At 68.7% G+C, this 15,350-nt stretch carries 7 protein-coding genes; 1 reads left to right on the top strand and 6 read right to left on the bottom strand.

Features of this window, described 5'->3' with window-relative positions:
- Positions 1-183: 183 nt before the first annotated feature.
- From ON34_RS28245 to ON34_RS28235, 3 genes are all read right to left on the bottom strand, one after another.
- The gene (locus tag ON34_RS28245; RefSeq protein WP_083889845.1) at positions 184-4,020 is read right to left on the bottom strand and encodes a murein biosynthesis integral membrane protein MurJ; all 3,837 of its coding nucleotides are present in this window, start codon (positions 4,018-4,020) and stop codon (positions 184-186) included.
- Positions 4,021-4,888: 868 nt separating this feature from the next.
- Complete coding sequence (locus ON34_RS28240; protein ID WP_040785118.1) at positions 4,889-7,459, bottom strand: DUF6049 family protein; 2,571 nt, start codon at positions 7,457-7,459, stop codon at positions 4,889-4,891.
- On the bottom strand, positions 7,456-7,992 hold the full coding sequence (locus ON34_RS28235; RefSeq protein WP_040785115.1) for an NUDIX hydrolase: 537 nt from the start codon (positions 7,990-7,992) through the stop codon (positions 7,456-7,458). Before ON34_RS28235 ends, ON34_RS28240 begins: the two co-directional genes overlap by 4 nt.
- Positions 7,993-8,333: 341 nt before the next feature.
- Here ON34_RS28235 and ON34_RS28230 point away from each other — a divergent pair, with 341 nt between their 5' ends.
- Positions 8,334-9,794: a CCA tRNA nucleotidyltransferase gene (locus tag ON34_RS28230; protein ID WP_040785113.1), complete on the top strand. Its 1,461-nt coding sequence runs from the start codon at positions 8,334-8,336 to the stop codon at positions 9,792-9,794.
- A 4-nt stretch (positions 9,795-9,798) separates the two neighbouring features.
- On the opposite strand, the gene ON34_RS28225 is transcribed toward ON34_RS28230, so the two are convergent.
- The 3 genes from ON34_RS28225 to ON34_RS28215 form a co-directional block, all read right to left on the bottom strand.
- Positions 9,799-10,614, bottom strand: coding sequence for a hypothetical protein (locus ON34_RS28225; protein WP_040785111.1), 816 nt, complete (start codon positions 10,612-10,614; stop codon positions 9,799-9,801).
- 55 nt (positions 10,615-10,669) lie between these two features.
- On the bottom strand, positions 10,670-14,365 hold the full coding sequence (locus tag ON34_RS28220; protein WP_051023250.1) for a hydantoinase B/oxoprolinase family protein: 3,696 nt from the start codon (positions 14,363-14,365) through the stop codon (positions 10,670-10,672).
- A 116-nt stretch (positions 14,366-14,481) separates the two neighbouring features.
- Positions 14,482-15,350, bottom strand: an 869-nt coding sequence (locus ON34_RS28215; protein ID WP_040785110.1) for a glycoside hydrolase family 183 protein, incomplete at its 5' end; no start/stop codon positions are given.

The raw sequence follows: 15,350 nt of genomic DNA, 5'->3' as shown, positions 1-15,350 counted from the left end.
GCAGCATCCGGGATCGAGAGCATCAGAACCCGGGAAGCTCCCCTGCTGAGAGCGCTCGAAGATCATATCGTCCGTCACGATTTGGCAGCAACCAAGAGATCGGGCGCAAATCGGAGGATCACGCGCCACCCAGCATGCGCGCGGATGGCTGACACGAAGGAATACGTGCCGCGTGGAGTCGGGTTAAGGCGCTGCGTCGAAACGAATGTCGGCGATCGCGCTTTGGAACTGGCCGCCGGAGTTCCCCAGTCCGGTGATCCAGACGAGCACATAGCGGGCGGCTTGGTCGGCGCGCACCGGGATGTCGGTGACGCCGTCGTCCAGCCGGGCGGAACCGATCAACTGCGTCTGGTCGAGCGTCGGCGAGCCGGTGGGCGACGTGCGAATCTCCACCGACGTGCCCGCGCTGGGCGAATTGATCGAGACATTCGTGAGCTTGGCCGGGGTGGGCAGCGTGGCCAGCAGCCCGACGCCCTTCTTGAGCGCCGGGAACTGCTGGAAGTACTGATCCGTGCGCCACTGGGTGTCCGGGTCGTTGTCCAGCACCGCCTGGACGTGGGCGACCCCGTCGGGGGTGCCCTCCGGAGAGAACACCGTCACGCCGGTCACCGGGACCGGCACGCCGGTCGATGTGAGGTTGGGGCCGGCCGCCGCGGGAGTCGGCGCGGGCTGACTGTTGGTGGTCAGCCCGATATTGCGCTGCTCGTTCAGCGGCGCCTCCGAGGCGCTCGGCGCGAACACACTGACCATCCACCAGATGACGATGCCGACCACCAGCGCGGCGAGGATGCCGAGCCCGACCATGATCCACATCATGCGCTGCGAGCGTTCGCGTTCCGCCGCGAGCAGTTCCGGATCGGCGAGCGAGTCGTCGATGTTGGCGGGCGCACGCTGACCGAGTCGAAGCACCGGGATGAAATCGGTCTTCTGGTCGACCACCGACGCCTGCTCGAGCACGTGCTGGACCGTGGCGGCGGTGCGTACGCCCTTGTTCGATTCCAGTGAGCGCACGGCGACCGCCGAGATCTCGAACGGCACTTCCGGGCGGATCTGCCGCGGTTCGATGGGGGTGCCGTCCGGTCCGAAGTCGGCCAGCCGCAAGCCGCCGACCGTGGCCGCGGCGCCGCTGACGCCGCCGGAGCGGATCGGCCAGCGCGCGGTGATCAGCGCGTAGAGCATCGCGCCGAGACCGCGCACGTCGGACTGCGCGTCCGAATCGGACAGCGTGCCGGGGAAGGCGAGCACCGCGTCACCGGACGCGCTGATGCGCACCCGGTCCGGGTGGTCGATGGACAGCGACCCACCGCCGCGATGGGCCAGCTCGGCCGCCGACGCGAGCGCACGGATGGCGCGCGCGGCACCGATCGGCGAGGGCACCGTCTCGGCCATCTCACGCAGGGATCGGCCCGGCGTCCACTCCGCGACGACGATGCCGCCGGAGCTGCCGCGCACCACGTCCAGCACGCGGGCGAGGCCGGGCGAATTGATCCGGCCGAGGCGCAGCGTGCGGGACAGGATCGCCTGGGGGCCGTCGTGGCCGGAGTTGTCGGTCGCCTTCTGGTCGGCGTCGACGAAGGTCAACGCGACCTCACGGTCGAGTTTGATGTCCAGCGCCTGCCAGAACTTCAGGCCGCGGGCACCGCCGTGGCTGGCCAGCAGCCGGTAGCGCCCACCGGCGACGGAGGCGCCCGGGATCAGCTTCGGGCCGCGCGGAACGCGACGGACGCCGAGGTTTTCCCCACCCATCGGCGGCATCTCCGGCGAGCCGATCGGGATCATCCCGGTGTCGTACATCGGATCGCGCGGCGGCAGCTGGTTCTCCTGCGGTCTCGCCGCGCCCTGTTCCGGCGGAGCCGTGCCCGGCTCCTTGTTCGCGTACGCGGGATCCAACGGCTCCCCCGCGGTCGGCGGTACATCGGTGGACAGTCCGCCGGACGTGGTCGCAGAAGAATCGGCGGCCGGGACGCCGCCCACCGCGTCGTCGCTCACCCTCGGTCCTCCTTCGCCCTGGTTTGTCGAGGTTCCGGCGAATTCGCCACTTGTGCTTCTCTGCCGAACAGGGTACGGGAACTCACCCACGCCGGTGCGGTCAACGGCTTCCGCTCTGATTACGGGCAGCACCATGGTCTGGGCATCCATGTACGGGTCGAAGCGCGGGTAGGCCAGATACGGGTCGGGCCTGCGGAGCACCTGCGTGACGTACGGATCTTCGACCGGGCTCTCCAGGTCGAGATCCGGCGCGGGCGGGGTCCAGCCGAGGCGCCGCGAGATGGCCACCGTGATGGCGACGATCTCCGGAATCCCGGCGAGTCGCATCAGGCCGAAAGCCACCGCGAACATGACGATCGCGGTGATCGCCACCCGGATCAGCGAGCCGGGACCGTCGAAGGCCGCGGTCAGCCGGTCCAGCCCGAGTACCCGGTCCACGATCCACATCACCGCGCCGCCGGCGAGCGAGGCCAGCACCACCCGGGTCACCGTGCGGCCGACGTTGCTCATTCGGAGATCGCCGAGGCTGCGATGCAGCAGGAAGCCGCCGACCACGGCGCCGACCGCGAAGCCGAGGCCGTTGGCGACGCCGAGCGCGATCACCACGTGCTCGGCGTCGGTGACCACCGGAGCCAGCGCCGAGAAGACGATTTTCGCGGTGGTGATGCCGAGAATGATCCAGGTCGGAATCCACGCCTGTTCCCTGGCATAGAACACGCGCAGGTGGATGAGCACCAAGGAATACGGGATCAGCGCGAACGCCGACCAGCTGACCGCGAGGCCGAGGCGCTCGGCGTCGGAGCCGAAGTTGCCGTAGCCGTACAGCGCCTGACCGACTTGCGGGCCGGCCAGCGTGAGGAAGGTGACCACCGGAACCAGCGCGATCATGGTCAGCCTGGTCGCGGCGGAGAGGTCGTCCACCACCGCGGGCGTGTCGTCGGCCGCGGCGTTGCGGCTCAGCCGCGGCATGATCGCCGTGAGCACCGTGACACCGAGCACGCCGTAGGGCAGTTGCAGCAGCAGCCATGCGTTGTTGTAGATCGCCGGGCCGGCCGCGTCGGCATGCGAGGAGATCCGCGTGGCGAAAATGAAGCCGGCTTGGCTGATCAGGACGTACAGGACGATGGCGGCGCCCATGCCGCCGAACTGCTTGAGCCGGGCGTCGATCCCCCACAGCGGACGCAGGTCGATGCCCGCCCTGCGGATCGCCGGGATCAGGGTGACCGCCTGTACCACTACGCCGCTGAGGACGCCGACGCCGAGCACGAGCAGCTTGGGATCGCTCATCCGGACCGGGTCCAGGGTGATTTCGCCCGGCATCAGCACGTACAAGCCGAGCACGGCGAGCACGACCAGATTGTTCAGCACGGGCGCCCACGCGCCGGGCTTGAACATCTGCCTGGTGTTCAAGATCGCCGTGAGCAGCGCCGACATGCCGTAGAACAGGATCGCCGGCAGCAGCAGGAAGGCCAGCGCCGTCGTGAGAGCGGTGTTCACCTGGCCGTCGTCGGACAGGAAGACGTGCGTGGTCAGCACCGGCGCCGCCGCCGTCGCCAACAGCGCCGCGGTGGCCAGCACCACGAAGGCCGCGGTCACCAGGCGCCGGACGAAGGCGGCCCCGCGGTCGGGGTCCTCCTGCTCCGCGCGCACCAGCGTCGGTACGACGATCGCGGTGAGCACCGCGCCGAGCACCAACTCCGCGATCATGTTCGGGATCTGGCTGGCGACGGTGAACGCGCTGGCGATGGCGGGGCCGAGCACGGTCAGCAGCAACAGCTGCTTGCCGAACCCGGTGATCCGGCTGATCAGCGTCGCGAACGCGATCGATCCCGAGTCGCTGAGCAGCCTGGAACTCGAACTCTGCTTCGAGTCCTGGTCCTTCGGCGGCTCGGCGGTAGCGGTGGCGGGCCACTCCCTGGTCCGGGGGCGGTCCGGCTCGGCGGGCTCGTGCCGGACCGGCGCGGGTGGCCGCTGCCGCTGTGGTGGCGGGAACTGCTGCGGCTGTTGCGGGCCGTAGCGGGGCGGTGGCACTCGGCCGGGCTCGGGCGCGGCGGCCGGGATCGGTCCGGATCGGGGTGGGCGCGGCGCGGCCGGGATGGGGCCCGGCTGCGGCGGACGCGGCGCGGCCGGAATCGCACCCGAGTGTGGTGAGCGTGGCCCGGCGGGCGGAGCCGGCGGCGCGGGCCGCGGCGCACCCATCGGGAGGGGTCCGGACTGCCCAGGCCCTGGACGTGCGGGACTCGGCGGCACCGGGCGCCATTGGTCGGCGGGACCGGCCGGTTGTCCGGGGCTGGGCCGCTGTACGAATCCGGACACTTGTGCGGAACCGGGCGGACGTCCGGCCGGCGGAGGTTGCGCCGGGTATTGCCGTTGGGCCGGGGGCGGCCCGTCGGAGTGTGGCGGCGGAGGAACGGGCGGCCGTTGCGGTCGCGGCTGGGGTGCGGGCGGCGGTGGTGGCATGCGCTGCACCGGCCTGGGCTGCGGCGCGGCCGAGGGATGACTGATCTGCGGTACCTCCGGCTGGCCGCCGTTCTGGCTGCCGTTCATGTCGGGACCGGCCTCCGGATACGGCGGACGGCGTTCCCACGGTGCGGCCGGCGCTCGGCGGGCCGGTGGCCCGTCGAGCCGCTCACCAGGTCCAGGGCGATGAGCCGATATGTCATCGTCGCTCATCATGCCTCCTGTACCAGCCGGGATATCCGCACCCCCATCGGTGTGGTGCGCCGCGGCTTGCCACACCGGTTCACCGTGATCGGTGAACGTTCTGCCCATCGTGCCCCTCCGGTCAGCGCCGGCGCGGGAACACTTCGATTGTCCTCCACCGTGCCACACGACACCGTGGGATACCACATCGACGCAGGTAGAAGCGGTTTGCGAGGGGCCGTCGCCGCGGGATCCCTCACCGCGTCTCCTGGAGCTGCTCCTGCTCCCGCAGCATCCGGCTGCGTGCGCGCCGGTACCGGTTGACCCGGCGCCTGGTGCCGGGATCGAAGCCCTCGTCCGCCGGGTCGGGCTGCCCACGGAACCGGCGCCACAAACGGCGGCCGGCCAACAGGAGCAACAGGAGTCCGGCGCATCCGGTAATTATCGCCAGAGCCTGACCGTAGGCGTTCGAACGCACCGAGACTTGCGTGGGATTGCCGAGTGCGATCCCCTCCGATGTGGTGAGCGAGATGGGAATGACCAGGTTGCGGCTGTCGCTGACCTCGGTCGGAATCTGGAACGATCGGGACCCGTTCGCCGGAAGCTGCTGCTCGCCCGGATCGGTGATCTCCGTCTCCGCAGGCGCCTCGATCCGGAACCTGACCCGGATGGCCACCGGCAGATCATTGCGTGCGACCAGCAGCAACGGACTCTGCTCGGACGCGAGCGTGTACACCCCGCCCGGCGGCAGCACGGTGACCGAGCGGTACAGGCGGTCCATCGTCCGGATGGTCTGGTCCAGCCTGCGCTGGGCGAAGGTGTCCGGCTGCGCGGAGTCGTCGGCGCGCCGGTCCGAGAGGCTCAGCGCGCGGATCAGGTCGTCCCGCAGCGGCGTCAGGAAAGCGTGCGGCGTCGGCTCGGCCTCCGGCACGTCCACCAATGCGCGCATCATCTCGGTGATCCGGCGACCCTGGTCGCGCACGGGCAGCACGAACCGGTCCGGCACCGCGTCGTGCGCGGCCTGGGGCAGATAGTCCAGCTCGTAAGGCTGTGGGTCCGGCGGCAGCGCGACCAAGTCATGGAACGGACGCGCGGTGGCCAGGTTGCCGCGCAGCAGCGTGTCCACCTGGCGCAACAGCGCGGTCGCTTCGTCCCGGTTCGGGCCCCACTGCTGCGGCGGCACGAGCAGCAGGGAGCGCGGCCGGTTCGCCTCCGGATTCAGCGCGGTCCAGGAGATAGCACCCAGTGCGTCCTGCAATCGCGCCGCACGCGAATCATTGGTGACGTCGTAGCGGACCCGGGACGGAGTGAACGGCGGCGTGGGTGGGTTGGAGCCGACCGCGGCCAATGCGGTCGCGGACCAGATGTCGAAGGTCACCGCGTGCAGCGCTGGGTCGGCGACCGGAGCCGGCGCGGCCGACGGAGTTCCATTGGCGCCCGCCGGTGGAGTCGGCGCGGCCGGTGGCAGCGCGGTGATCGCGGGCAGCCGGACCACTTCCGGGCTCGCCGAGTCCGCGACCGGGGAAACCGAGTTCGAATCGGCGGTTGTCTTGCCGCTTTCGCTGGTCGACTGCGCCCAGTCGGCGGCGCCATGGGGAACGGTGGCCGTCGAGGCGAGCACGGCGGTTCCGAAACCGTGGTTGCGCAACAGGAGGCCCGCACTCGCGTCGATGCTTCCGGAATCCGGCAGGCTGACACCACGCACCGAGCGGGTGGACAGGATCGAGTCGACGATGTCGGCGGGCTCGGTGATCGCGCGCGCGGATAGCGCCGGGTCGTTGACCGCGGCCAGCGTCGAGAGATCGACTTGGGCGAACGGCAGCGCCACCGTGCACATCGACCCGGCCAGCGCGCGCAACCGATCCAACCAGATCTGCGCGTTCTCGGCGCCCGCGCCGGCCCTGGTCGCGCCATCGGGGTCGGACGGGCTCGCCAGCACGCGATAGCCCCTGGTCATCGACCGCACCGTGAGCAGCAGATCGGGATCGACGGCCAGGCATACCGCCGAAGCCAGGGTGCTGTCCCGGCCGGCGCCCCCGCCGATCACCCCCTCCAGCGCGGCCAGCAGTTGGTCGAGACGACCGCCTTTGCCGAGCGAAGCGGCCAGTTCGTCGTCGGTGAGTTCCACTTTGCCGTCGACACTGCCCGGATGGCCCGCGACCTGCCTCGGCCGGTCGGCCAGCGGCCACAGCAGCGTCGTCGCCACGGGCGCGTCGGTGGGCGAGGGTATCGCCGGGGCCGCGGGGCCGGAGCCGTCTTCACCCGGAGCGGGCGGCACTCCGAGTACCGGTAACAGGAACCTGGCATCGTCGAGCCTGGCCTGGGTGCCGTAGGCGGGTTCGCCGTTCACGTTCAGCAGCAGCGGATAGATGCCCGGTTCGGTGATGCGCAGCGACGACGACGTGCCGCTTTCCGAGCGCAACGGGATGCTGAGGGTGAACTGCTTGCGCTGCCCTGGATTGAGCCGCAGCGCGACGTCCTCGAACTCGCCGTTGACGTCGTAATTGACCTCATCGAGGCGCAAGGTGGCGCGCAACCCGCTCGGCGCGGTGATCGCCGCCGCTCGCTGGATCCGGATGCTGACATCGTCCACCCAGCGGTCGCCGATGTTGGTGACCGTGCCCGATACCGTGAGCACCGAGTCGCTGGCGGTGGTCACCGTTGTCGGCGACACCGAATCCAGCGAGAGCTTCAGGAACTTAGGGTTCGACGAGGTACCGGACCCGGTGGGTTGCGCCACGGCCGTCGTATCCAGCAGCGGCAGCGCCGTCACGGGACCGAGGATGGTCAGGACCGCCACGAAGATCCGGAACAGTCCACGCGTCATCGCTTGCCGGTCTCCATCCGGTCGATCAGCTTGTTCGCCATCTCGGCCAGTCGCCGCTCATCGGCGTAGGCAAGCCGAGAATCCAGCTCGGTCAATGGAACCCACGCGACCTGGGTGACTTCCACGTCGGCGTCGGACAGTTCACCACCGACCGAACGCAGCAGATAATGATGCACCGTTTTGTGTACCCGCCGACCGTCGGTCACGAACCAGTAATCGATGCTGCCGAGTTCGGCGACCACGACACCATTGATGCCGGTCTCCTCGGCGACCTCCCGGATCGCGGTTTGCTCCGCGGTCTCCCCTTCTTCGATATGTCCCTTGGGCAGCGACCACAGTAGCCGCCCGCGGCGGTCGGTGCGGCCGATGAGGGCCGCGCTGCGGTTCTCCCGCGGACCGTCCAGGCCGTCGACGACGAGCCCGCCCGCCGAAGTCTCCCGCACCGTGCGCATCCGCGGTTTCGCGGCATTGGCGGCCGAACCGCGGCGCCGAGACTGGCGGCGTCGACTGTTCGCACGATCGGCCGGAGACACCTGGCAATCCTACTGTGTTGATTTTGCAGCGCCTGCGGCGCTGCGTTTTCGCGGCCCCTGTAAGGCTCGCGTCCGAGCGACCGTCGCTGGCGACTTCGTCGCGGATGCGGCGGCCACTCGGACGCGAGCGGGGCCGCGAACGGGCAATGCTCGGTCTCGCTGCGCTCGAAAACGGAGGTTGGGCCGGTGTGGTTGCGGTGGGCGGCGACCGAGACATCTGGATGTTCACGGAACGTTGTCGCATCTGTCAGTCGCAGGCGTGCCGAGCACAGTCTGTCACGGTGGTATGCGTGGGCGTGCGCCGTAATACGCGTTGTCGCGGCTCGGTAAGCTGCTCATTCGTGGTTTCGCCCAAGTCCGAGGACGCTGCGCTGGATAGACGTACCCGATTGCTGGCCGCCGCGGCGGTGACGCTGGGGAGGCTGTCGGATGTGCTGACGCCGCTGGGCGAGATGTTCGCCGCCGGGGGGCATGAGTTGTACCTGGTCGGCGGCAGTGTGCGGGACGCGGTGCTCGGCAGACTGGGGACCGATCTGGATTTCACCACCGACGCGCGGCCGGAGGTGGTACAGGGCATGGTGCGCGGCTGGGCCGACCATGTGTGGGACACCGGCGGTCTGGCGTTCGGCACGGTCAGCGCGGCAAAAGGCGCCGAGCAACTGGAGATCACCACATTCCGCGCGGACAGCTACGACCGCGTGTCCCGCAACCCCCAGGTGACCTTCGGCGACTCGCTCGAGGACGATCTGGTGCGCCGGGATTTCACGGTGAACGCGATGGCGGTCCGGATCGGCGCGGACGGCGCGCTGGAGTTCGTCGATCCGCTCGGCGGGATGGACGCCCTGCTCGCAGGGGTGCTCGATACGCCTGCGGCGCCGGAGGATTCGTTCAACGACGACCCGCTGCGCATGCTGCGCGCCGCGCGGTTCGTCTCCCAGCTCGGCTTCGAGCTGCACCCGCGGGTTCGGGCCGCGATCACCGCGATGGCCGGGGAGATCGACCGGATCACCGCGGAGCGGGTGCGCGTCGAGCTGGACAAGCTGATCGCGGGCGCGCACCCGATCGACGGCATCAACGTCATGTGCGAGACCGGGCTGGCCCAGCGGGTGCTGCCCGAGGTCCCCGCGATGAAGCTGGAAATCGACGAGCATCATCAGCACAAGGATGTCTACTGGCATTCCCTCACGGTGCTGGAGCAGGCCATCGACCAGGAAGAAGGCGACCCCGACCTGGTGCTGCGCTGGGCCGCGCTGCTGCACGACATCGGCAAGCCCGATACCAAGCGCAACGAGCCGGGTGGCGGTGTCAGTTTCCACCACCACGAGGTGGTCGGCGCCAAGATGGTGCGCAAACGGATGCGGGCGCTGAAGTACCCGAAGCAGTTCACCGAAGACGTGGCCAGGCTGGTGTTCCTGCACCTGCGCTTCCACGGCTACGGCAAAGGCCAGTGGACCGATTCGGCGGTCCGGCGCTACGTCACCGACGCCGGCGATCTGCTCCCCCGCCTGCACAAACTCGTCCGCGCCGACTGCACCACCCGCAACAAGCGCAGGGCGGCCGCGCTGCGCGCCACCTATGACGAGCTGGAGGCGCGGATCGAACATCTGCGGCAGCAGGAGGACCTGGCCAAGGTCCGCCCGGACCTGGACGGCAACGCGATCATGGAGCTGCTCGGCCTGCCGCCCGGCCCTGACGTCGGCCGGGCCTGGCGTCATCTGAAGGAACTGCGCCTCGACCACGGGCCGCTCACGCGTGAGGAGGCCGAGTCGGCACTGCTGGAGTGGTGGAAAACGCAGAGCTGACAGGTCAGAACACGATCAGGGTGGTGCCGGCGAGGATCGCGGAGCGGATCTGCGCGAGATCGAACGAACCGGTGATCTCGGGTAGTTCGACGCGGAACCGGATTACCTCGCCTGCCCTGGTGGCATGCACGATCCGGGCGCCGTTGGGCAGCTGCTCGAGCAGCACGGCGGGAACGCCGATCAGCCTGCGCGGGATCGGAACGCCGAACCAGCTCGCCCTGCGCACGGCGATGTCCAGCCGATTGTCCGTGACGGACGCTTCGATCAGCGCCGTGACCGCTCGCCTGCGGTGCCTGGCCCGGACGAAGCCGGTTCCGTGCAGGTCGAGGGTCCAGCCCAGCGGCTGGGTGTTGAGCCACCCGATCAGCGCCGCGGCGGTGATCGTGCCGTCCAGGTCGAGTCGGGCGGCGCGGACCTTGGTCGGCACGCCCGGAATCAAGCGGACGCCGTGTGCGATGACGGTCACGTCGTCGATCGAATGGTCGTCCCAGCGCAGCCCGGACAACACCGTCTTGGTCTGGAAGTGCGCACCGCGGCGGCGCACCTTCAGCACCTGCAAGGTGGCCCGCAGGTCGTGACCCAGCAGTGTCGCGCTGACCTCCTGTCCGCCGAACCGGCTCAGGATGCCCTCGCTGAGCATCGTCATCAGCACATCGGGCAGCAGCGCCGTGACGGTCCCGGAGCCGAGGTCGGCGACCGGATCCAGCCACGCGGTGCTCAGCGCGACCCACTGCTCCAGCCAGGATTGATCGAATAAGCGCTTGCCGAGATCGACAGCCCGTGACGGCGACCAGGACTTCGGATCGAAATACGTGGCCATGATTGGACCGAGCGTACTTGGCGATCGCGCTGTGCGACGGCTTACGCGTGTCGTGTCACTGTCCTCGAGCCGCCGCGATACCACCGGAAAGCGGTCGACATCCGTATCCGCCGCCGCCCGGAGTTTCGATGACCAGCACATCGCCGGGTTCCAGCCGCGCCGAATCCGCGCCGCGCAGGAGTACGACCGTCCCGTCGCCGCGTTCGACCTTGTTGACGCCCAAGGCCCCCGGTTCACCGCCCGCCATACCGTACGGCGGGACGCTGCGATGACTCGACAGGGTGGAGACCGTCACCGGTTCGGTGAACCGGAGGCGACGCACCGCACCGTCCCCGCCGTGCCAGCGACCGGCGCCTCCGCTACCCGCGCGCACCGAGAATTCCTCCAACAGCACGGGCATGCGCCACTCGAGGACCTCGGGGTCGGTGAGCCGTGAGTTCGTCATGTGGGTCTGCACGACGCTGGCGCCGTCGAAGCCGTCGCCGGCACCGGAACCGGAACCGATGGTCTCGTAGTACTGACTGTGGTCGTTGCCGAACGTGACGTTGTTCATCGTGCCCGAGCCTTCGGCCTGCACGCCGAGTGCCGCGTACAACGCGCCAGTGATGGCCTGTGACGTCTCGACATTGCCCGCGACGACGGCGGCAGGAGGTTCGGGCGCCAGCATGGACCCGGGCGGCACAATGATCCGCAGCGGCCGCAGGCAGCCGTCGTTGAGCGGGATGTCGGCGGCCACCAGAGTGCGGAAGACGTACAGGACAGCCGCGTTGGCCACGGCGTAGGGCGCGTTGAAGTTACCGGACAACTGCGCCGACGTGCCGGTGAAATCGATAGTGGCGCAGCGATTGTCGCGGTCCACAGTGATCCGTACCCGAATCGTGGCGCCGAGGTCGGTCCGGTAGGTGTACTCGCCGTCGTCGAGCGCGTCGATGACGCGGCGCACCGATTCTTCGGCGTTGTCCTGGACGTGGCGCATGTAGGCCTCGACGACATCCAACCCGAAGTGCTCGATCATCTTCCCGACTTCTTCGACGCCCTTGGCGTTGGCGGCGATCTGCGCCCGCAGGTCGGCGAGGTTGGTGGCCGGGTTGCGCGACGGGTACGGTGCTTCGGTCAGCAGCCGGTAGGTCTCCTCCTCCCGGAACTTGCCGTTCTCGACGAGCAGCCAGTTGTCGAAGACGACGCCTTCCTCCTCGATGCGGTGGCTGTTCGCCGGCATGGAACCTGGTGTGATGCCGCCGATTTCGGCGTGATGGCCGCGGGAAGCGACGTAGAACAGGATCCGGCTGCCCGCCTGGTCGAACACCGGTGTGATGACGGTGATGTCCGGCAGATGGGTGCCGCCGTGGTAGGGGTCGTTGACGGCGTAGGCGTCTCCCGGGCGCATGCTCTGCTGGTCTTGCGCTCCAGACCGGTTCGTTCCAGTTCGCCGCCGGATGACCTCCTTGACGCTGGTGCCCATGGAGCCGAGATGGACCGGAATGTGCGGTGCGTTGGCGACGAGATTGCCGTCAGGGTCGAAAAGCGCGCACGAGAAGTCCAGGCGCTCTTTGATATTGACCGATTGTGCGGTCGACTCCAGACGCGCGCCCATTTGCTCGGCGATGGACATGAACAGGTTGTTGAACACCTCCAGCATGACCGGGTCCGCCTCGGTACCCGCCTCCGGTCCAGCAACCACGGCTACCCGCCGCATGATCAGGTGCCCGATGTCGTTCACGGCCGCCTGCCAGCCCTCATCGACGACGGTGGTGGCGTTGGCTTCGGTGATCACGGCGGGCCCCGGTATGGCCGCACCGGACGTCAGCTGCGCGCGTCGATAGAGTGACACCTCGCGCCAGGCACCGCCGGTGTGCAAGCGAATCTTCTCCGGCCCTGTTCGGTTAACGGTGGACGTTCCGTTCCCGGCGGATTGTGCGAGACCGGACAGTTCCGGTGGTTCGGTCAGGCCGGTCGCTTCGACGGACAGGGCCTCGACGACGATGGGGCGGTCCATCGTGAAGGAGTATGTTGCCCGGTGGCGTGCTTCGAAATCCCTGGTCATCCTGGATGGTTCGGTGAGCTGAACGGCCAGGGCGGTGTCGGTGCCGTCGTAGCGCAGCTGGGCTCGCCGCCACACCCGGATGCGCTGCTCGGGTATCCCCTCGGCGGCCAGCTCGGTGCGCGCTGCGGCCTCGAGCGCGTCGGCGGTATCGGTGACCCGCGGCATCGACTCGGGTGCCAGCGGCAATTCCACGGACTGTTCACGCATGGCAGTCGTGTCGGCCAGCCCGATCCCGAGTGCCGACAGCACGCCGGCCATGGGCGGGACGAGGACGGTCCTGATGCCGAGGGAATCGGCTACCGCGCAGGCGAGCTGACCTCCCGCCCCGCCGAACGTGGTCAGCGTGTATCGGGTGACATCGTGGCCCTTCTGCACCGAGATCCGTTTGACGGCGGCCGCGATATTGGCGACGGCGATTTGCAGATAACCCTCGGCGACCTGCTCCGGGGTGCGATCGTCCCCGGTGCGCTCGGCTATCTCGGCGGCCAGCTCGGCGAACCGGGTACGCACCAGCTCATCATCGAGCGGCTGGTCGCCATCCGGGCCGAAGACGCGTGGGAAATAGGCCGACTGAATACGGCCGAGCATGACGTTGGCGTCGGTCACGGTCAGCGGTCCGCCACCGCGATAACAGGCTGGTCCCGGCACCGCGCCCGCGGAGTCGGGACCGACCCGGTAGCGGCTGCCGTCGAAATGCAGGATCGAGCCCCCACCGGCCGCGACGGTGTGGATATCCAGCATCGGGGCGCGCAGCCGCACGCCCGCGAGCTGCGTGGTGAACACCCGCTCGTACTCACCGGCGAAGTGCGAGACATCCGTTGAGGTCCCGCCCATGTCGAAGCCGATGACCCGGTCGAACCCTGCGAGCTCGGACATCCGCACCATGCCGACGATGCCGCCGGCCGGTCCGGACAGAATCGCGTCTTTGCCCCGGAACTTTCCCGCTTCGGTAAGTCCTCCATTGGACTGCATGAACATCAGCCGCACGCCTTGGAGCTGGTCGGCGACCTGTTGAATGTAGCGGTCCAGCACCGGCGAAAGATAGGCGTCCACCACGGTGGTGTCCCCGCGTGGCACCAGCTTCATCAGGGGGCTCACCTCACTGGACAGCGAGATCTGCGGGAATCCGATCCCGGTGGCGACTCGGCCGATCGCCTGTTCGTGCGCGGGATGGAGGTGGCTGTGCATGCAGACCACCGCGACGGCGCGAATGCCGTCGTCGTAGGCCCGTCGCAGTTCGGTGGCGAGGGCGTCCAGGTCCGGTGGCCTCAGCACCGTGCCGTCGGCCATGATTCGTTCGTCCACCTCGATCACTCGCTCGTGCAACAGTTCCGGCAGCACGATCTGGCGGGCGAAGATGTGCGGACGGTTTTGGTAGGCGATCCGCAAGGCATCGCGGAAGCCGCGGGTGATCACGAGAACTGTTCGCTCGCCTTTGCGTTCCAGCAGGGCGTTGGTGGCCACCGTGGTACCCATGCGGACCGAGTCGGTGTGGCGTTCCGTGTCCAGGTTGGCACCGAGGATCGCACGGATACCGGCCACCGCTGGATCGGCGTACCGCGCCGGGTTCTCCGAGAGGAGCTTGTGCGTGACGAGTATGCCGTCCGGCCGCCGCGCCACCACATCGGTGAAGGTGCCGCCTCGGTCGATCCAGAATTGCCAGCCTGGTGCGCCGGGGGCGGATGTCGTCGCGTCCGTCTCGGTCACCGGAGTCTCCCGTCCTGAACACAGCAACGCCGGTCGTTCATACCGCGCACGATACCAACGCCGATCCGTGCGTTGACCAGCGTCATCGCGGTGTATGGCGGACGATGACGCCGCCGTCAGCGTGGCGAATCCAGCCGAGCGTGCATGAGATACACGTTGTAGCTGTCCCACGCCGAGAGCGTGAAGTACAGATCCTCGCTGGTCGACCACGGATGGATGAACCCGCCGTAGGACTTCGGGTAGTCGGCGGTGGACACCAGCGGGATCGCGTCCGTCCACGCGCCCTGCGGGCTCGACGCGGTGCGCAGCACGATCGCGCCGCGGGCCGAATCCAGGTACACCATCTGCCACCGTTCGGTCTCCCGGTCGTAGCGCACCGACACCTCACTGGCCATGCCGAGCACCAGCGGGGTGGCTTGGTTCTCGGCCGCGGGCGCCCAGCTGCCGCCCACCCAGTACTGATAGGCGGATTTGTTGAGCACCTGGTGCTTCGGCACCCTGGCCAGCCCGATCACGCCGATGCGTCCGTTCGGGGTGCCGAACATGTAGACGTAGTCGCCCTGCGGCACCATCGCCGCCACCTGGAATCTGCCCAGGCCGAAGAAGTTCTCCCACTTGGCATGCTGGTCTTTCTTCCAGGTGCGCCCGTAATCGTCGGAGTAGGCGATGCCGCCGTAGTTGGTCCACCACAAGCCCGGAATGCGGCTCCACCGATTCACCGACATGTAGCTCAGGTACTGCCGGTTCCCGACGGCGAACCCCGAGGTCGGGATGGTGGTCGTCTCCCAGTTCTTGATCTTGCGACTGCCCAGGATCTCCGCGGCGTGACAGCGGCTGTCCTGCGCGAAGGTATCCAGGGTCAGGCCGTCGGAGAGGTCGCGGTCGGCGCTGAAGCCGATCACGTTGCTGCGCCAGTCCTGGTCGTCGTTGCCCGCGCCACCACCGCCCCAGCCCTTGCCGAAGGTGTCGCCGAAGACGACGGCGA

Source organism: Nocardia pneumoniae NBRC 100136 (assembly GCF_000308755.1).
Classification (GTDB): Bacteria; Actinomycetota; Actinomycetes; order Mycobacteriales; family Mycobacteriaceae; genus Nocardia; species Nocardia pneumoniae.
This window is presented reverse-complemented; position numbering and strand designations above follow the sequence as displayed.

Bases quoted from the DNA above. Each gene is read 5' to 3' on its own strand.
- ON34_RS28240 (WP_040785118.1), bottom strand. From the start codon at position 7,459: ATGACGCGTGGACTGTTCCGGATCTTCGTGGCGGTCCTGACCATCCTC.
- ON34_RS28225 (WP_040785111.1), bottom strand. From the start codon at position 10,614: ATGGCCACGTATTTCGATCCGAAGTCCTGGTCGCCGTCACGGGCTGTC.